General features: G+C 61.2%; 16 protein-coding genes. 12 read left to right on the plus strand and 4 right to left on the minus strand.

Annotation, left to right across the window (positions count from 1 at the left end; genetic code table 11):
- Positions 1-3 precede the first annotated feature (3 nt).
- Together rloB and rloA are read right to left on the minus strand one after the other, a co-directional pair.
- Positions 4-1530 (minus strand): osmotic stress tolerance membrane protein RloB, encoded by a 1527-nt coding sequence (gene rloB, locus ACFOJE_RS08960; RefSeq protein ID WP_377813975.1) that lies wholly within the window; start codon positions 1528-1530, stop codon positions 4-6.
- Between the two features lie 5 nt (positions 1531-1535).
- Positions 1536-2072 (minus strand): retropepsin-like aspartic peptidase RloA, encoded by a 537-nt coding sequence (rloA, locus tag ACFOJE_RS08965; protein ID WP_377813976.1) that lies wholly within the window; start codon positions 2070-2072, stop codon positions 1536-1538.
- A 255-nt stretch (positions 2073-2327) separates the two neighbouring features.
- Here rloA and ACFOJE_RS08970 point away from each other — a divergent pair, with 255 nt between their 5' ends.
- The 6 genes from ACFOJE_RS08970 (at position 2328) to prpD (ending at position 10650) form a co-directional block, all read left to right on the plus strand.
- Positions 2328-3038, plus strand: a complete 711-nt coding sequence (locus tag ACFOJE_RS08970; protein ID WP_377813977.1) for a GntR family transcriptional regulator — start codon at positions 2328-2330, stop codon at positions 3036-3038.
- Between the two features lie 8 nt (positions 3039-3046).
- A complete protein-coding gene (gene prpB / locus ACFOJE_RS08975; RefSeq protein ID WP_377813978.1) occupies positions 3047-3931 on the plus strand; it encodes a methylisocitrate lyase in 885 nt (294 codons plus the stop codon).
- 83 nt (positions 3932-4014) lie between these two features.
- Positions 4015-5178 carry a bifunctional 2-methylcitrate synthase/citrate synthase gene (prpC, locus tag ACFOJE_RS08980; protein WP_377813979.1) on the plus strand — a complete coding sequence of 388 codons (1164 nt, stop codon included), beginning with the start codon at positions 4015-4017 and terminating at the stop codon, positions 5176-5178.
- Position 5179: 1 nt separating this feature from the next.
- Positions 5180-7783 carry a Fe/S-dependent 2-methylisocitrate dehydratase AcnD gene (acnD, locus tag ACFOJE_RS08985; RefSeq protein WP_377813980.1) on the plus strand — a complete coding sequence of 868 codons (2604 nt, stop codon included), beginning with the start codon at positions 5180-5182 and terminating at the stop codon, positions 7781-7783.
- Positions 7784-7883: 100 nt separating this feature from the next.
- Positions 7884-9062 carry a 2-methylaconitate cis-trans isomerase PrpF gene (gene prpF, locus ACFOJE_RS08990; protein ID WP_377813981.1) on the plus strand — a complete coding sequence of 393 codons (1179 nt, stop codon included), beginning with the start codon at positions 7884-7886 and terminating at the stop codon, positions 9060-9062.
- Positions 9063-9165: 103 nt separating this feature from the next.
- On the plus strand, positions 9166-10650 hold the full coding sequence (gene prpD / locus ACFOJE_RS08995; protein ID WP_377813982.1) for a 2-methylcitrate dehydratase: 1485 nt from the start codon (positions 9166-9168) through the stop codon (positions 10648-10650).
- Between the two features lie 43 nt (positions 10651-10693).
- Here prpD and ppsR read toward each other — a convergent pair whose 3' ends face one another.
- Positions 10694-11512, minus strand: coding sequence for a posphoenolpyruvate synthetase regulatory kinase/phosphorylase PpsR (gene ppsR, locus ACFOJE_RS09000; RefSeq protein WP_377813983.1), 819 nt, complete (start codon positions 11510-11512; stop codon positions 10694-10696).
- Positions 11513-11672: 160 nt separating this feature from the next.
- Between ppsR and ppsA the strand changes: the two genes are divergently transcribed.
- The 6 genes from ppsA to ACFOJE_RS09030 all read left to right on the plus strand — a co-directional run bounded on the left by ppsA (position 11673) and on the right by ACFOJE_RS09030 (position 18061).
- Positions 11673-14048 carry a phosphoenolpyruvate synthase gene (gene ppsA / locus ACFOJE_RS09005; RefSeq protein WP_377814134.1) on the plus strand — a complete coding sequence of 792 codons (2376 nt, stop codon included), beginning with the start codon at positions 11673-11675 and terminating at the stop codon, positions 14046-14048.
- Positions 14049-14438: 390 nt separating this feature from the next.
- Positions 14439-14927, plus strand: a complete 489-nt coding sequence (gene rraA / locus ACFOJE_RS09010; RefSeq protein ID WP_377813984.1) for a ribonuclease E activity regulator RraA — start codon at positions 14439-14441, stop codon at positions 14925-14927.
- A gap of 221 nt (positions 14928-15148) precedes the next feature.
- Complete coding sequence (locus tag ACFOJE_RS09015) at positions 15149-15397, plus strand: CrfX protein (RefSeq protein ID WP_377813985.1); 249 nt, start codon at positions 15149-15151, stop codon at positions 15395-15397.
- Between the two features lies 1 nt (position 15398).
- A complete protein-coding gene (locus tag ACFOJE_RS09020) occupies positions 15399-16229 on the plus strand; it encodes a mechanosensitive ion channel family protein (RefSeq protein WP_377813986.1) in 831 nt (276 codons plus the stop codon).
- A gap of 85 nt (positions 16230-16314) precedes the next feature.
- The gene (sigX, locus tag ACFOJE_RS09025; protein WP_377813987.1) at positions 16315-16905 is read left to right on the plus strand and encodes an RNA polymerase sigma factor SigX; all 591 of its coding nucleotides are present in this window, start codon (positions 16315-16317) and stop codon (positions 16903-16905) included.
- A gap of 100 nt (positions 16906-17005) precedes the next feature.
- Positions 17006-18061 (plus strand): OmpA family protein, encoded by a 1056-nt coding sequence (locus tag ACFOJE_RS09030; RefSeq protein WP_377813988.1) that lies wholly within the window; start codon positions 17006-17008, stop codon positions 18059-18061.
- A 164-nt stretch (positions 18062-18225) separates the two neighbouring features.
- Here ACFOJE_RS09030 and cobA read toward each other — a convergent pair whose 3' ends face one another.
- On the minus strand, positions 18226-18969 hold the full coding sequence (gene cobA / locus ACFOJE_RS09035) for a uroporphyrinogen-III C-methyltransferase (RefSeq protein ID WP_377813989.1): 744 nt from the start codon (positions 18967-18969) through the stop codon (positions 18226-18228).
- Positions 18970-19071 lie beyond the last annotated feature (102 nt).

Here is a 19071-nt window from a genome sequence, read left to right on the forward strand (position 1 = left end):
GGCTCAGTCCTTCAGGAAGGCTTTGAAGCGGAACAGCTCGGTCAGACGGTAGCCGCGGTAGCGACCCATCGCCAGCATGAAGCCCACCAGAATCAGCAGCACGGTCGGGAAGGTGAACACGAAGTAGGTCAGCTGGGGGATGTTCATCAGCATGTGGGCCAGCGAGGCGGCGATGAGGGTGCCCAGTGCCACCTTGAAAGCATGGCCGCCGCCACGCTCTTCCCAGGTGATCGACAGGCGTTCGATGGTCATGGTCAGGATCACCATCGGGAACAGGGCTACCGACAGGCCGCGCTCGAGGCCGAGCTTGTGGCTCAGCAGGCTGATGACCGCGATCAGCACCACGACGAAGGTCAATACCACGGACAGGCGCGGCAGCATCTGCAGCTTGAGGTGCTCCAGATAGGAGCGCAGCGACAGGCCGAGGGCGGTGATCAGGGTGAACAGGATGATGCCGAAGCCGACCTGGGTTTCACGGAACGCCAGGGCAATCAGCACCGGCGTGAAGGTCCCTAGGGTCTGGATGCCGATCAGGTTGCGCAGAATCAGGATCACCAATACGCCGATGGGGATCATGATCATGATCTGGTAGGTCTGCTGGGTTTCCAGTGGTAGTCCATAGAGGGTGTATTCGAGGAAGTCCGCATCGGTGTTCTGGTCGGTCATCTTGGCCAGACCGATGGCGTTCATCTCGCTGTTGTTGAGGGTGAAGCTGACCTGGGCCGACTTGCCCCCTTCGACGCTCACCAGGGGCTCATCACCGGTCCACCAGATCAGGCGGTCGGCTGGCAGGCCTTGTTCGCCGGTGTCGGGATTGAAATACAGCCACTTCTGCCCGTTGAAGCTGCGCAGCCAGAGCTCGGGGCGGACGGCCTGATCGGCGATCAGGCGCAGGGTATGCACGCGCTCCATCGGTACGTGAGCGATGGACAGCAGCAGTTCGATGATCCGGGCCTTGTTGCCGGTGGAGGTGTCGCCTGCCATCAGCAGCTTGACGTTGTCGTCGTTGAGGTTGTTGACGCGCTTGATCGCCTCGCTGATGAAGGTTTCCACGTCCGCCGAATGTTCGCGGATCGGTGCCAGCAAGGCTTCGGCAGCGACCTTCTCGGCCCCTTCGAGCGGAATGCTCTCGCGGAACATGGGGCCTTCGGGCTTGGGTTGATCGCCGCTGTAGCGCTTGGTCAGCGCCAGGCGGTAGTAGAGGGTCTGCTCGCCCTTGGCGCGCCGGGCCGACCAGGTTACCCGGCGGTTGCCCTCCACCTGGTTGACGCTCACGCCGTAGTTGTTCGAAATGAAGCTCTCGTTGAGGCTGACGTAGTCCTGGGTCAGCGGCGGAACGAACATCTGAACCTTCACGGGCTCGCGCGGATTGGCCTGAAACTCGACGCGAGCGTCGATGTTCCACAGGTCGTCGGTCTCATCCTCGGTGACCGGAATGCCCAGGACGAAGATCTGATAGGCCGTGACCAGAACACCCAGGCTGACCAGCAGGATGATCAGGATTTTCAGATGAAGGTTGAGAGCGCGCATGCGTATTACTCGGCGGGGTTTGCGTCTGTGGCGCAGTCGGGTTTGCCCGCTGCGTATTTAATGCTCGGATCGACCAGGGCACCGAAGAGGCTGAGCGCGTCGGAGCCGATCAAAAGCGGGTATTGGAAGGCGCTGCGGTCGGTCAGGTTCACCTCGATGCTGCGCAGGCGTTTGCCCATGCATACGTCGAGCTTTATGACCGGGCGGGCCGTGTAGGTCTTGTCCTCTTCCGGGTCATAGTCGCCGGAGCGACGCTTTATCTTGCTGATGCGTGCCAGCGGACGCTCGATGGGGTGCGTCTTCTTGTCATCGATGGCCAGATAGAATCGAACCCAGTTTTGGCCGTCTCGCTTGAAGCGCTTGATGTCGCGTGCGCTGAGCGAGGCGGTTTGGGCTCCCGTATCCAGCTTCGCTGTGACCGCCTGGCTCAATTCGGGCAGCCAGACCTGTTCGTTCAATCCGTAGGTGGCCTTCTCGCCGGCGTGGGGTAGGCCGGGCATGAGCAGCAGGCAGGCGAGCAATGCTGTGAGCTGGAATCTCATAAGTCCTGTAGGCGTGTCGCTATCAGCAGGCCAGGCCTATCTATGTCGGACGGATCCAGCAGCCTGGCACGATGGTTCTGGCCAGTACGTGCGGCCGGCATTCTAGCACGGCTTTTATTGGACGAAAGGTTAGTGCCCGATTTACGTGACGCGTCTGTGAAGAGGTTATAGTGTCGACAATCCATCTGGAATCGTTTGACAGTTTAAGCCTTATATCCTAATTTCTGGTCAGTGACTTTCAGAAGTGTCGACAATATGCGCGAAGCCACCATTTCGCCAAGTTTACTGCAGCATGACTCCGAAACGCTCTCGGAACATGTCTTCCGCTGTATCCAGGCCGCGATAGTGCGGGGGGAGATCGCTCCGGGCAGCAAGATCTCCGAACCCGAACTGGCTCGCACCTACGGCATCAGCCGTGGTCCCTTGCGCGAGGCCATACACCGCCTGGAAGGGCAGAAACTGCTGGTGCGGGTGCCGCATGTGGGCGCCAGGGTGGTTTCTCTCAGTCCTCAGGAACTGATTGAGCTGTACGAAATCCGCGAGTCCCTGGAGGGCATGGCATGCCGGCTGGCTGCCGAGCGGATGGGGCTGGCCGAGCTGGACGAGCTGCGCAGGGTGCTAGATACCCATGAGCGGGACGAGGCCTTCCAGGCCGGTCGCGGCTACTACCAGCAGGAAGGCGACTTCGATTTCCATTACCGGATCATCCAGGGCAGCGGCAACCAGACGCTGGTGCGCATGCTTTGCGGAGAGATGTATCAACTGGTGCGCATGTATCGCATCCAGTTCTCCTCCACGCCCAATCGGCCTCGCCAGGCCTTCCACGAACATCACCGAATTCTCGATGCCATCGCCGACCGTGACGGCGAACTGGCCGAGCTCCTGATGCGGCGGCACATCGCCGCCTCCAAACGCAACATCGCGCGCCACTTCCAGGGCGCCTCTACCCAGACCGCCACGCAATGAGGTAAGTCATGACCAAGAAGACTCCCGGCCAGCTGTTCCGCGAAGCCATCGCCAACGAGCATCCGCTGCAAGTGATCGGCGCGATCAACGCCAACCACGCGCTGCTGGCCAAACGCGCCGGTTTCAAGGCGATCTACCTGTCCGGTGGCGGTGTGGCCGCTGGCTCACTGGGTCTGCCTGACCTGGGCATCAACACCCTGGACGACGTGCTGACCGACGTGCGCCGCATCACCGACGTCTGCGACCTGCCGCTGCTGGTGGACATCGACACCGGCTTCGGTCCCAGCGCCTTCAACATCGAGCGTACCGTCAAGAGCCTGATCAAGGCCGGCGCCGCTGCCGCCCACATCGAGGACCAGGTCGGCGCCAAGCGTTGCGGCCACCGTCCGGGCAAGGAAATCGTCTCCTGCGAGGAGATGGTCGATCGCGTCAAGGCTGCTGCCGGCGCCAAGACCGATCCGGACTTCTTCCTGATCGCGCGTACCGACGCCATCCAGGCCGAGGGCGTGGACGCCGCCATCGAGCGCTGCCAGCGCTACGTCGAGGCCGGTGCCGACGGCATCTTCGCCGAGGCGGCCTACGACCTGCCGACCTACAAGCGCTTCGTCGATGCACTGCAGGTGCCGGTGCTGGCCAACATCACCGAGTTCGGTGCCACCCCGCTGTTCTCGCGCGACGAGCTGGCCTCGGTCGGCGTGGCCGTCCAGCTCTATCCGCTGTCCGCCTTCCGTGCCGCCAACAAGGCTGCCGAAGCCGTCTACACCTCGATCCGCCAGAACGGCCATCAGAAGGAAGTCGTCGATCTGATGCAGACCCGCGCGGAGCTGTACGATCGCATCGGTTACCACGCCTTTGAGCAGAAGCTCGACGCGCTGTTTGCAGCCAAGAAATGACCGACACCCGGGCCGGCCTGTGCAGGGCCGGCTCCGGGTACAGAACAAGAGAAACACTCAACCGGATTTAGGAGAACCGAGCGATGAGCTCTACCGCAGAAACCACCACCGTCGGCTTCAAGCCGAAGAAGTCCGTGGCCCTGAGTGGCACCGCCGCAGGCAACACCGCCCTGTGTACCGTTGGTCGCAGCGGCAATGACCTGCACTACCGCGGCTATGACATCCTTGATGTCGCCACCACCTGCGAATTCGAAGAGATCGCCCACCTGCTGGTGCACGGCAAGCTGCCGACCGTGCCGGAGCTGGCGGCCTACAAGGCCAAGCTCAAGTCCCTGCGCGGCCTGCCGGCCGGCGTGAAGGCAGCCCTCGAGCAGCTGCCACCCTCGGCCCACCCGATGGACGTGATGCGTACCGGCGTGTCCGTGCTCGGCTGCCTGTCGCCGGAGAAGGACGACCACAACCATCCGGGCGCCCGCGACATCGCCGACAAGCTGATGGCTTCCCTGGGCTCCATGCTGCTGTACTGGTACCACTTCAGCCACAACGGCAAGCGCATCGAAGTGGAAACCGACGACGACTCCATCGGCGGCCACTTCCTGCATCTGCTGCACGGCGAGAAGCCGCGCGACTCCTGGGTCCGCGCCATGCACACCTCGCTGATCCTCTACGCGGAGCACGAGTTCAATGCTTCGACCTTCACCTCCCGTGTGATCGCCGGCACCGGCTCCGACATGTTCTCCTGCATCACCGGCGCCATCGGCGCCCTGCGTGGTCCTAAGCACGGCGGTGCCAACGAGGTGGCCTTCGAGATCCAGAAACGCTACGACAACCCGGAAGAGGCCGAGGCCGACATCCGTACCCGCGTCGAGCGCAAGGAAGTCGTGATCGGCTTCGGTCACCCGGTGTACACCGTCGCCGACCCGCGCAACAAGGTGATCAAGGAAGTCGCTCGCGAACTCAGCGTCGAGCAGAACAACACCAAGATGTACGACATCGCCGAGCGTCTCGAGAGCGTGATGTGGGACATCAAGAAGATGTTCCCCAACCTCGACTGGTTCAGCGCCGTCAGCTACCACATGATGGGCGTGCCCACCGCCATGTTCACTCCGCTGTTCGTGATCGCTCGTACTTCCGGCTGGTCGTCGCATGTCATCGAGCAGCGCGTCGACGGCAAGATCATTCGCCCGAGCGCCAACTACGTCGGTCCGGAAAACCTCAAATTCGTCCCGCTCCGGGAGCGTCAGTAACATGAATAGCCAATACCGCAAGCATCTGCCGGGCACCCAGCTGGACTACTTCGATACCCGCGAAGCGGTCGAGGCCATCCAGCCCGGCGCCTACGACAAGCTGCCCTACACTTCCCGCGTGCTGGCCGAGCAGCTGGTGCGCCGCTGCGAGCCGGCCGCGCTGACCGACTCGCTGAAGCAGATGATCGAGCGCAAGCGCGACCTGGACTTCCCGTGGTACCCGGCCCGTGTGGTCTGCCATGACATCCTCGGCCAGACCGCGCTGGTCGACCTGGCCGGTCTGCGCGACGCCATCGCCGAGCAGGGTGGCGACCCGTCGAAGGTCAACCCGGTGGTGCCGACCCAACTGATCGTCGACCACTCGCTGGCCGTGGAAGCGCCGGGCTTCGATCCGGATGCCTTCGAGAAGAACCGTGCCATCGAGGATCGCCGTAACGCCGACCGCTTCGACTTCATCAACTGGACTCGCACCGCGTTCAAGAACGTCGACGTGATTCCGGCCGGCAACGGCATCATGCACCAGATCAACCTGGAGAAGATGTCGCCGGTGATCCAGGCCCGCGAAGGCGTAGCCTTCCCGGACACCTGCGTGGGTACCGACTCGCACACCCCGCACGTCGACGCGCTCGGCGTGATCGCCATCGGCGTCGGTGGCCTGGAAGCCGAAACCGTGATGCTCGGCCATCCGTCCATGATGCGTCTGCCCGACATCGTCGGCGTCAAGCTGACCGGCAAGCGCCAGCCCGGCATCACCGCCACCGACATCGTCTTGGCCCTGACCGAGTTCCTGCGCAAGGAGCGCGTGGTGGGCGCTTACGTCGAGTTCTTCGGCGAGGGTGCCGACAGCCTGTCGATCGGCGACCGCGCGACCATCTCCAACATGTGCCCGGAGTACGGCGCCACCGCGGCGATGTTCTACATCGACCAGCAGACCATCGACTACCTCAAGCTGACCGGTCGCGAGCCGGAGCAGGTCGCCCTGGTCGAGCAGTACGCCAAGACCACCGGCCTGTGGGCTACCGCTCTGCAAGGCGCCGAGTACGAGCGCGTGCTGGAGTTCGACCTGTCCACCGTCGTGCGCAACATGGCCGGGCCGAGCAATCCGCACCGTCGCCTGCCGACCTCCGCCCTGCACGAGCGCGGCATCGCCGACGAGGCCAAGCTGGCCGAGGCCCGTGCCGAGGAGGCCGAAGGCCTGCTGCCGGACGGCGCGGTGATCATCGCCGCCATCACCAGCTGCACCAATACCTCCAACCCGCGCAACGTGATCGCCGCAGGTCTGCTGGCCAAGAAGGCCAACGAGTTGGGTCTGGTGCGCAAGTCGTGGGTGAAGACCTCCTTCGCCCCGGGCTCCAAGGTCGCCAAGCTGTACCTGGAAGAGGCCGGCCTGCTGTCGGAGCTGGAGAAGCTGGGCTTCGGCATCGTCGCCTACGCCTGCACCACCTGTAACGGCATGTCCGGCGCCCTGGATCCGAAGATCCAGCAGGAAATCATCGATCGCGACCTGTACTCTACCGCCGTACTGTCCGGCAACCGCAACTTCGACGGCCGCATCCACCCGTACGCCAAGCAGGCCTTCCTAGCCTCGCCGCCGCTGGTGGTCGCCTACGCCCTGGCCGGCACCGTGCGCTTCGATATCGAGCAGGACGCGCTGGGCTATGACAAGGACGGCAAGGCCATCACCCTGAAGGATCTGTGGCCAAGCGACGAGGAAATCGACGCCATTGTTGCCGCCAGCGTGAAGCCGGAGCAGTTCAAGCAGGTCTACATCCCGATGTTCGACCTGGGCAGCGTGGAAGAGGCGAAGAGCCCGCTGTACGACTGGCGCCCGATGTCCACCTACATCCGTCGCCCGCCGTACTGGGAAGGCGCGCTGGCCGGCGAACGTACCCTCAAGGGCATGCGTCCGCTGGCGATCCTGCCGGACAACATCACCACCGACCACCTGTCGCCGTCCAACGCGATCCTGGCGAACTCGGCAGCCGGTGAGTACCTGGCCAAGATGGGTCTGCCGGAGGAGGACTTCAACTCCTACGCCACCCACCGCGGCGACCACCTGACCGCGCAGCGCGCCACCTTCGCCAACCCGCAGCTGGTCAACGAGATGGCCGTGGTCGATGGCCAGGTGAAGAAGGGTTCGCTGGCCCGCGTCGAGCCGGAAGGCAAGGTCATGCGCATGTGGGAAGCCATCGAAACCTACATGAACCGCAAGCAGAACCTGATCATCGTCGCCGGCGCCGACTACGGTCAGGGCTCCTCGCGCGACTGGGCGGCCAAGGGCGTGCGTCTGGCCGGCGTGGAAGTGATCGTCGCCGAAGGCTTTGAGCGCATCCACCGTACCAACCTGGTCGGCATGGGCGTGCTGCCGGTCGAGTTCAAGCCGGGCACCACCCGCCTGACCCTGGGCCTCGACGGTACCGAGACCTACGACATCAAGGGCGAGCTGTCGCCGCGCTGCGATCTGACCCTGGTCATCCATCGCAAGAACGGTGAAGTGACCGAGGTACCGGTGACCTGCCGTCTCGACACCGCCGCCGAGGTGAGCGTGTACAAGGCCGGCGGCGTGCTGCAGCGCTTCGCCAAGGACTTCCTCGGCCAGGCCTGAGGTGCCGTGCCGACCCGCTTCGCGTAGCGGGTCGGCAATTTGCGCATTACCACTTCCGAGCCGCCATCCGGCGGCTCGGCTTCATGAGGACGAGATTCCCATGGCTCACGTACCCCAGATCAAGATTCCTGCCACCTACATGCGCGGCGGTACCAGCAAGGGTGTGTTCTTCCGCCTGCAGGATCTGCCCGCACCCTGCCAGGTGCCGGGCGAAGCCCGCGACAAGCTGCTGCTGCGCGTGATCGGCAGCCCCGATCCGTACGGCCAGCAGATCGACGGCATGGGTGGCGCCACTTCCTCCACCTCCAAGACCGTGATCGTCGCCAAGAGCGAGCAGCCGGATCACGACGTCGACTACCTGTTCGGTCAGGTAGCGATCAACAAGGCGTTCGTCGACTGGTCCGGCAACTGCGGCAACCTGACCGCGGCGGTCGGCGCCTTCGCCATCAGCGGCGGTCTGGTCGATTCCTCGCGCATCCCGCAGAACGGCATCTGCACCGTGCGCATCTGGCAGAAGAACATCGGCAAGACCATCATCGCCCACGTGCCGATCACCAACGGCGAAGTGCAGGAAACCGGCGACTTCGAGCTGGACGGCGTGACCTTCCCGGCCGCCGAGGTGGTCATCGAGTTCATGGACCCGGCCGACGGCGAAGGCTCGATGTTCCCTACCGGCAACGTGGTGGACGAGCTGGAAGTGCCGGGCATCGGCACCTTCAAGGCCACCATGATCAACTCCGGCATCCCGACCATCTTCCTCAACGCCGCCGATATCGGCTACACCGGCACCGAGCTGCAGAAGGACATCAACTCTGATGCCGAGGCGCTGGCGCGCTTCGAGACCATGCGTGCCTACGGTGCGCTGAAGATGGGCCTGATTTCGGATATCTCCGAAGCCGCCGCCCGTCAGCACACGCCGAAGATCGCCTTCGTCGCGCCGCCGGCTGACTACGTCGCCTCCAGCGGCAAGCAGATCAAGGCGGCGGACGTCGACGTGCTGGTGCGCGCGCTGTCGATGGGCAAGCTGCACCACGCCATGATGGGCACCGCCTCGGTCGCCATCGCCACTGCCGCGGCGGTACCGGGCACTCTGGTCAACCTGGCTGCAGGCGGCGGTCAGCGCGAGGCGGTCACCTTCGGCCATCCGTCCGGCACCCTGCGCGTCGGTGCGGCGGCCGAGATCGTCGGCGGCGAGTGGACCGCCACCAAGGCGGTGATGAGCCGCAGCGCCCGCGTGATGATGGAAGGTTGGGTCCGGGTGCCCGGCGATACCTTCTGAGGCACCTGGCGCAACTCCCGCCAAGCCTCTGCTGTCGACTGGCAGCAGAGGCTTTTTGTTTCGGTGGCTAAGCTTTCTCCCACCCGTTGCCGGAGAAGCCCGCATGTCCGCCACCGTCGATCTCAATATCCGCCCCGATTACGACCGTGTCCTGCAGGATATAGCCGATTATGTTCTGGACTATCGGGTCGAGTCTGCCGAGGCGCTGAGCACTGCCCGCTACTGTCTGATGGACACCCTGGGATGCGGTCTTCTGGCGCTGCGCTTTCCCGAATGCACCAAGCATCTTGGTCCGATCGTCGAGGGTACGGTCGTGCCCCATGGCGCTCGGGTACCGGGTACCTGTTTTCGCCTCGACCCGGTGAAGGCCGCCTGGGACATCGGCTGCACCGTGCGCTGGCTGGATTACAACGACACCTGGCTGGCCGCCGAGTGGGGGCACCCGTCGGACAACCTCGGCGGCATTCTGGCTGTGGCCGATCATCTGTCGCAGAAGCGCGTGGCGGCGGGCGAGGCTCCACTGACGATGCGCGTCGTGCTGGAATCCATGATCAAGGTTCATGAGATCCAGGGCGTGATCGCCTTGGAGAATTCCTTCAACCGCGTCGGTCTCGACCACGTCCTGTTGGTCAAGGTGGCTTCCACTGCGGTGTGCGCCAAGCTGATGGGGGCCGATCGAGAGCAACTGCTTTCCGCTCTGTCGCATACCTTCGTCGATGGTCAGGCGCTACGCACTTACCGCCATGCGCCGAATGCCGGTTCCCGCAAGTCCTGGGCCGCCGGCGATGCCTCCAGCCGAGGCGTGCGCCTGGCCGATATCGCCATGCGCGGTGAGATGGGGATACCCAGCGTACTGACGGCGCGGCAATGGGGGTTCTACGACGTGCTGTTCAGCCATACCAACAGTGATCTCGAAACCAAGCCGGCGGACAGGTGCCAGTTCAGCTTTTCGCAGGGCTACGGCACCTACGTGATGGAAAACGTGCTGTTCAAGATCAGCTTCCCGGCCGAATTCCATGGGCAAACCGCTTGCGAGGCTGCGGTCAGCCTCTACCCGCAGGTCAAGGATCGGCTTCACGAGATCGCCAAAATTGTCATCGCCACCCAGGAATCGGCGATCCGCATCATCTCCAAGGTTGGCGAATTGACCAACCCGGCTGATCGGGACCATTGCATCCAATACATGACCGCCGTCTCCCTGGCTTTCGGCAACCTCATGGCGGAGCACTATGAGGATGCGTTCCATGAGGCCCATCCGATCATCGACGAGCTACGCGCCAAGATGGAAGTCGTCGAGGACGAGCGTTATACGCGCGAATACCTCAAGGCGGACAAACGCTCCATCGCCAACGCCGTACAGGTTTTCTTCCGGGACGGCAGCAGCACCGAGAAGGTCGCCGTCGAGTACCCGATCGGCCATCGGCGACGCCGCGCCGAGGGCATCCCGCTGCTGGAGGAGAAGTTCAAGACCAATCTGTCCACCCGCTTCGTCGAACGACGCTGCGCGCAGCTTCTGGATCTATGCAGGGATCAGGTCGCTCTGGAACGTACCCCGGTTCACCGTTTCATGGATCTGTTCATGATCTAGGGCACGAGGACCGGGCCCTGCGTGGGCCCGAGCGCATGGGGAACTACTTAAGGCGCCGTTCGACGCCCTTCTCGACGAGGATCTTCGCGGAAATCTCTTCCACGGAGAAATGGGTGGAGTTGAGGTGCGGTATGTTTTCCCGACGGAAGAGGTTCTCCACCTCGCGTACTTCGAATTCGCATTGGGCGAAACTCGAATAGCGGCTGTTGGGTTTGCGCTCGTTGCGGATGGCGGTCAGGCGTTCTGCGTCTATGGTCAGACCGAAGAGCTTGTCCCTGTAGGGCTTGAGAGCGTTCGGCAGCTGGAGACGCTCCATGTCTTCCTCGGTGAGTGGGTAGTTGGCTGCACGGATGCCGTACTGCATGGCCATGTAAAGGCAGGTGGGGGTTTTTCCGCAGCGGGAGACGCCGACCAGGATCAGATCGGCTTTGTCGTAGTAGTGGGTTCTGGCGCCGTCGTCGTTGTCCAGGGCGAAATTGACCGCCTCGATTCGCTCCATGTAGTTCGTGTTGTGGGTGATGGAGTGCGACTTGCCCACCGTGTAGGAGGAATGGGACGTGAGTTCGTGCTCCAGCGGCGCCAGGAAGGTCGAGAAAATATCGATCATGAATCCATCGGACTCGGCCAGTACGTCGCGGATTTCCTGATTGACTATAGTGTCAAAGATGATCGGTCGAGCGCCATCCCGTTCGGCCGCCTGGTTGATTTGCTGCACTATGGCGCGCGCTTTTTCCGCAGTATCGATATACGGCCGGGTGAGCTTGGTGAAGGAAATGTTCTCGAATTGCGCCAACAGGCTCTGGCCGAGGGTTTCCGCAGTGATACCGGTACCGTCGGAAATGAAAAAAGCGGTTCGTTTCATGCGCCGTTGGCCTTAAGAAAAAGTCGTTAGATAAGCTATCATAGGCCAGGCAATGCCCGGCGCCCTCTGGCGCGGGGATTGTCACTCATTTCTATGGGGCAAGCCAGAATCGAGCGGGATGTCCGCCTGCGCTTGCTCTACCCCTAGTGGAGAATTCATCTTGGTAGAGTACGTAGTTTCCCTTGATAAGCTCGGTGTCCACGATGTGGAACGAGTAGGGGGCAAAAACGCATCCTTGGGCGAAATGATCAGCAACCTGTCGGGTGCCGGCGTGTCGGTTCCCGGCGGGTTCGCTACCACTGCCCAGGCCTACCGTGACTTCCTGGAACAGAGCGGCCTGAACGATCGCATTCACGCCGCACTCGATGTACTGGACGTGGACGATGTCAATGCGCTGGCCAAGACGGGCGCGCAGATTCGCCAGTGGGTGATGGAAGCCGAGTTCCCGGCGCAACTCGATGCCGATATCCGCAAGGCCTTCGCCGAAATGTCGAGCGGTAACGAGCACATGGCGGTTGCGGTGCGTTCTTCCGCTACCGCAGAAGACCTGCCGGATGCATCGTTCGCCGGCCAGCAGGAAACCTTCCTGAATATTCGCGGTGTCGACAACGTCATTCGGGCGACCAAGGAAGTGTTCGCGTCTCTGTTCAACGACCGCGCGATCGCCTATCGCGTTCACCAGGGCTTCGACCACAAGCTGGTCGCCCTGTCGGCTGGCGTGCAGCGCATGGTGCGCTCGGAAACCGGCACGGCCGGGGTGATGTTCACCCTGGACACCGAATCGGGCTTCCGTGAAGTGGTGTTCATCACCGGTGCCTACGGTCTTGGCGAAACGGTCGTGCAGGGCGCCGTGAACCCCGATGAGTTCTATGTCCACAAGCCGACTCTGGAAGCGGGCCGTCCGGCCATCCTGCGTCGCAACCTGGGCAGCAAAGCGATCAAGATGGTTTATGGCGAAGAGGCGAAAGCCGGCAGGTCGGTGAAAACCGTCGAAGTGGACCGTGCCGATCGCGCCCGCTTCTGCGTCAGCGACGAGGAGGTCTCCGACCTGGCCCGCCAGGCGCTGATCATCGAAAAGCACTACGGTCGCCCGATGGATATCGAATGGGCGAAGGATGGCGACGATGGCAAGCTCTATATCGTCCAGGCCCGTCCCGAAACCGTGAAGAGCCGCGCCAGCGCCACCGTCATGGAGCGCTACCTGCTGAAGGAGAAGGGCAATGTCCTGGTCGAAGGCCGTGCCATCGGCCAGCGTATCGGCGCCGGTCCGGTCAAGGTGATCCATGACATCGCCGAGATGGACAAGGTTCAGCCGGGCGACGTGCTGGTGTCCGACATGACCGACCCCGACTGGGAGCCGATCATGAAGCGTGCCAGCGCCATCGTCACCAACCGTGGCGGCCGTACCTGCCATGCGGCGATCATCGCCCGCGAATTGGGCATCCCGGCAGTGGTCGGTTGCGGCAACGCCACCCAGGTTCTGAAGGACGGTCAGGGCGTCACCGTGTCCTGCGCCGAGGGCGACACCGGCTATATCTTCGAAGGCCAGCTGGGCTTCGATGTCCGCAAGAACTCCATCGACGCGATGCCGCAGTTGCCGTTCAAGATCATGATGAACGTCGGGAACCCGGATCGCGCCTTCGATTTCGCCCAGTTGCCGAACGAGGGCGTCGGTCTGGCCCGCCTGGAGTTCATCATCAACCGTATGATCGGCGTGCACCCCAAGGCGCTGCTGAACTTCTCCAGCTTGCCGGCCGATATCAAGGCCAGCGTCGAGAAGCGGATCGCCGGTTACGACGATCCGGTCGGTTTCTACGTCGAGAAGCTGGTGGAGGGGATCAGCACCCTGGCCGCAGCCTTCTGGCCGAAGAAGGTCATCGTGCGCATGTCGGACTTCAAGTCCAACGAGTATGCGAACCTGATCGGCGGCAAGCTCTATGAGCCGGAAGAAGAGAACCCCATGCTCGGCTTCCGCGGTGCTTCCCGTTACATCAGCGAATCCTTCCGGGACTGCTTCGAGCTCGAGTGCCGGGCTATGAAGAAGGTTCGCAATGAGATGGGGCTGACCAACGTCGAGATCATGATTCCCTTCGTTCGTACGCTGGGCGAGGCCAATCAGGTGGTCGATCTGCTCGCCAGTCATGGCCTCAAGCGTGGCGAGAATGGTCTGCGCGTGATCATGATGTGCGAATTGCCCTCCAACGCGCTGCTGGCTGATGAGTTCCTCGAATATTTCGATGGCTTCTCCATCGGTTCCAACGACCTGACCCAGCTGACGCTGGGACTGGATCGGGACTCGGGCATCGTCGCCCATCTGTTCGACGAGCGTAATCCGGCCGTGAAGAAACTGCTGGCCAATGCGATCCAGGCTTGCAAGAAGGCAGGCAAGTATGTCGGCATCTGCGGTCAGGGGCCTTCCGATCATCCGGATCTGGCCAAGTGGCTGATGGAGCAGGGGATCGACAGCGTTTCGTTGAATCCGGACTCGGTTCTGGATACTTGGTTCTTCCTGGCCGAAGGCCAGGCGAGCGCCTGAGGTCGTATCGGTCCACTTGTATCGTGAAAAAGGGCGGTTCTATCCGCCCTTTTTCATATCTCTCGCCTTCTCTGGGAATCAGCCGTTTGGTTACCCTCGCCGGGTGGCTAGGATGATTCAAAAATAACAAGGATCCATTCAAGGCAGAGGCAGAGGAGCTGCGCATGATGCTCGATCAACCGCTGAGTCCGCGGAAGTAGGCATCGTCGCATCCTCAAGAAACGTTAGGCCTGTTGCGACATCGAATCAGCTGGGGTGCGAATGCCATGCTATCCGAGCTACCCCTATCGAAGTTAATTCATGAAAGGGCCATGGGCGTCCACGTGAACTTCAGGTTCGCTGCGAAGCCGATGATTTCCTACCCCTCACTCAACCCCAAGGAGCCATCTCATGCAATATGTAACCCCCGATCTGTGCGATGCCTATCCGGACCTCGTGCAGGTTGTCGAGCCTATGTTCAATAATTTTGGCGGTCGCGACTCCTTCGGAGGCGAGATTGTCACCATCAAATGTTTCGAGGACAACTCTCTGGTCAAGGATCAAGTCGAGAAGAACGGTCAGGGCAAGGTCTTGGTCGTTGATGGGGGCGGCTCGCTGCGCAGGGCCCTGCTGGGGGATATGCTGGCAGAAAAGGCAGCCCGAAACGGTTGGGAAGGCATCGTCGTGTACGGCTGCATCCGCGACGTAGATGTCATCGCGCAGACCGACCTGGGAGTGCAGGCGCTCTCCAGCCATCCCATGAAGACTGACAAGCGTGGTATCGGCGATCTGAACGTGCCCGTGACTTTCGGTGGCGTCACCTTCCGGCCGGGCGAGTTTGTTTATGCCGACAACAACGGCATCATCGTTTCTCCCCAGCCGCTGAAGATGCCGGAATAAATATCCGACATGCCATGATTCTCGATGCAAGGTCGAGTTTCACTGTTCGGGATGGCTACCTGCTTTTCCAGCCGGCAGCCATCCTGCCCCAAGATCTTCCAGCTCTTCTCATGCTATCTACTCTCTCTATCCTCCGGTGGGTTCCGCAAGCCAGGCGGTAGTTCGGATGTGACTTTTTGGCAGGCGCCCTCGTCTAGCGCATAGATTCCAGAGAGGTGCGCATGCACGATCCGTTTGAAGAGTCCCTTCGCGACCTGCTCAAATCTTCGGTCTCATCGCGAGATGATGGCGAAGCGCTTGAACGTGTCCTCAAGACTGCCAACCGCCAGGTGGGTGTCGGGGCCCTATTCAGCCTCATGGGCCACTGGTTCGAGGCATTGCTGATCGGGCTGAATAATGGGGCGGGTCATGTCACGCCGGTTTCCCGCCGCACCTCTTCTCCCCATTCACATGAAGACAAGGCTGACTGAAATGGAACTCGACCCCTGGACTCATAGCCTGGTCACTGCGATGACGGCGCTTTGGACAAAGGTTGCCAACTTCATTCCCAACTTGTTCGTCGCATTGGTGCTCGTGCTGCTCGGTTTTGTTGTGGCCAAGCTGCTCGATACGCTCCTCTCCAAGCTTCTGGCGAAGTTGGGCCTCGATCGACTGATGGCTGGAACCGGGTTGACCAAGCTGTTGGGGCGTGCCGGTATCAGGGTCCCGGTATCTACTCTCATCGGCAAGATCATCTACTGGTTCGCACTGCTCGTCTTCTTCGTTTCCGCTGCCGAGTCCCTCGGTCTGGAGCGGGTGTCTGCGACCCTAGATGTACTGGCTCTCTACCTGCCCAAGGTCTTTGGAGCAGCATTGGTACTGATTGTCGGGATGCTGCTCGCTCAGTTGCTCGGCGGACTCGTGCGTACGGCTGCCGAGGGGGTCGGACTCGATTACGCCGGTGGTCTGGGACGCATGGTCCAGGGCTTGGTGATCATTATCGGCATCTCGGTAGCGATCGGGCAGCTGGAGGTCAAGACCGACCTGCTCAATACCGTTATCGCGATCGTGTTGATTTCCATTGGGGTAGCCTTGGCGCTGGCGCTGGCGCTGGGCCTTGGTAGCCGGGAAATCGCTGGGCAGATTATCGCCGGGATCTATGTCCGGGAGTTGTATCAGGTCGGCGAGGAGATCAAGGTCGGCAATATCGAGGGGCAGATAGAGGAAATCGGCACGGTGAAGACGACGCTTCTGACTGACCAAGGCGAACTCGTTTCGCTGTCCAACCGTACCTTGCTGGAGCAACGAGTAAGCAGCCGTTAATCCGCTGATCTGGTAATCTATGCCGCCATTTTAACCTGAGGTCCGGGCTTTGGCGGCCATGACCTGATTGCTGGCCTTACTCCTCTTGAACAAAGCTCAATCTCTTCCATCGCGTTATGACCCCGCGGCTCTCTCCGATGAGGAGCTTGTCGAGCGGGCGCATGCTGAGCTGTTTCATATAACGCGTGCATATGAAGAGTTGATGCGTCGCTATCAGCGTACGTTGTTCAATGTTTGTGCCAGATATCTGGGTAATGAACGGGATGCTGACGATGTCTGTCAGGAAGTGATGCTAAAAGTCCTTTATGGACTCAAGAACTTTGAGGGAAAATCAAAATTCAAGACTTGGCTATATAGCATCACTTACAACGAATGCATCACACAATATCGCAAGGAACGGCGAAAGCGTCGATTGATGGACGCATTGAGTCTTGATCCTTTGGAAGAGGCTTCGGATGATAAGGCCCCGAAACTAGAAGAGAGGGGCGGATTGGACCGCTGGCTGGTTCATGTCAATCCAATTGATCGCGAGATTCTCATCTTGAGATTCGTTGCTGAGTTGGAGTTCCAAGAGATCGCCGACATCATGCATATGGGATTGAGTGCCACCAAGATGCGCTATAAGCGTGCATTGGATCGCTTGCGGGACAAGTTCTCCGGGCTTGCCGAAACTTAAGCAGGCGGCTAGCCTCTTACGCTAAGCGTTCTCGTTTATGTTTTTCGACACTCTCTCGCGAAACGTCTAGACGCTACTACATCACGATGGGGAAATACGAATGAAACTAAAAAACACCTTAGGCGTAGTTATTGGCTCGTTGGTTGCCGCCTCTTCATTCAGCGCGCTGGCCCAGGGCCAAGGCGCAGTTGAGGTGGAAGCTTTCGCAAAACATTATTTTGCTGATTCGAGCTCTCGCAGTTTCGAACATGATGACGCAGAGCTCTATGGCGGCTCCATCGGCTATTTTCTGACCGATGCGGTCGAGGTGGCTCTGGGCTTCGGTGTCTACTCCGACGTTTCCAGCGAGGACCCGCTGCCTAACGGCGAACACCGGAACATCAAGGGCAATTATTCTTCCCTCGACGCTATCTATCACTTCCGTGATGCCGGTGTGCACCTGCGTCCCTATGTGTCTGCAGGCTTCGCTTACCAGAATATTGGTCAGGGTCAGCACGGCCGCAACCATAGCACCTTCGCTCAAATTGGCGGCGGTCTGAAGTACTACGTCACCAACAACTTCTACACCAAGGCCGGTGTCGATGGTATGTATAACATCGATGATGGCTATGGCGAATGGATGGCTGGCGTCGGTGTAGGTTTGAATTTCGGTGGCACTACCAAGAAGGAAAAACCGGCTGAAGAGCCAGTCGCCGAAGTATGCGCCGATGCCGACAATGATGGCGTTTGCGACAACATCGACAAGTGCCCGGATACACCCGCAAACGTCACTGTTGATGCCGAGGGTTGTACTGCCGTTGCCGAAGTTGTTCGTGTCGAGCTGGACGTGAAATTCGACTTCGACAAGGCCGTCGTTAAAGAAGAAAGCTACGGTGATATCAGGAACCTGGCCGACTTCATGAAGCAGTACCCGCAGACTACCACTACCGTTGAAGGTCATACCGACTCGGTCGGTACCGAGGCCTACAACAAGAAGTTGTCCGAGCGCCGTGCCAAGGCAGTTCGTGAGGTGCTGGTTAATCAATATGGCGTGGAAGGCAATCGCGTAGATTCGGTCGGTTACGGCGAAACCCGCCCGATCGCTGACAACTCCACTGAGTCCGGACGGGCCATCAACCGGCGCGTCGAGGCCGAAGTGGAAGCCCAGGCCAAGTAACTGGCAATGTTGTGCAGATCACCAGGCGTACTCACTACCTCGTGATACGCAATCAAACGGTTGATCTCCAAAGCCCACATCGCAGGATGTGGGCTTTTTTGTTCGCGCTCGATTCCGGTTGCCAAAATTCACGCATGAGATTTATGTTCGGTACCGCCTATATTTCAGGCAGTTAGCGCCAGGGGAGCATCTCTCTGCTCCGCGGCGGCCACGACTTGACCGATCACCAGGATCGCCGGACTTCTCAGCTGAAAGGTGTCAGCATCCTGCGGCATGTTTCCGAGGATACTGCGGCACTCGCGCTGCCAGGGTAGCGAAGCGTTCTCGATCATCGCCACCGGGGTGCTCGTAGCCATCCCGCCAGTCAATAGGCCTTCCTGGATTTCCGCCAGCTTGGCGACGCCCATGTACACCACCAGAGTGGTGCCACTGCGGGCCAGGGCCGCCCAGTCCGGGCTGCTGTCGTCCTGGGTGTGCGCCGTGACCAGGGTGACTCCGCGCGCCAAGCCGCGCAGGGTCAGTGGGATACCGCAGGCGGTGGCGCCGGCCAGTCCGGCAGTGATGCCGTTGACGATCTCGCTGGCCACGCCGTGCGCGGCCAGCCAGTCGGCTTCCTCGCTGCCGCGGCCGAAGATGCACGGGTCGCCGCCCTTCAGGCGCGCCACGCACTTGCCCTGGCGGGCGTAGCGCAGCATCAGGCGGTGGATGAACTCCTGCGGCGTGGAGCGGCAGCCGCCGCGCTTGCCGACGCCGATCACCCGGGCCTGCGGGCAGTGTTCGAGCACCGCGGGGTTGACCAGATCGTCGATCAGCACCACCTCGGCCTCGCCGAGGGCGCGCACCGCCTTGAGGGTCAGCAGCTCCGGATCGCCGGGGCCGGCGCCGATCAGCCAGACTTTTGCGCTCATCTTTCACCACCTCTCGTGTGTCGCTTGCCGGCGCTGTTAGCGCCGGATGGCATTCGTCGATTTGTGTAGGGTGGGTTAGCCGCTTGCGGCGTAGCCCACCAA

The organism is Azotobacter bryophylli (assembly GCF_042643485.1).
Lineage (GTDB): Bacteria > Pseudomonadota > Gammaproteobacteria > Pseudomonadales > Pseudomonadaceae > Azotobacter > Azotobacter bryophylli.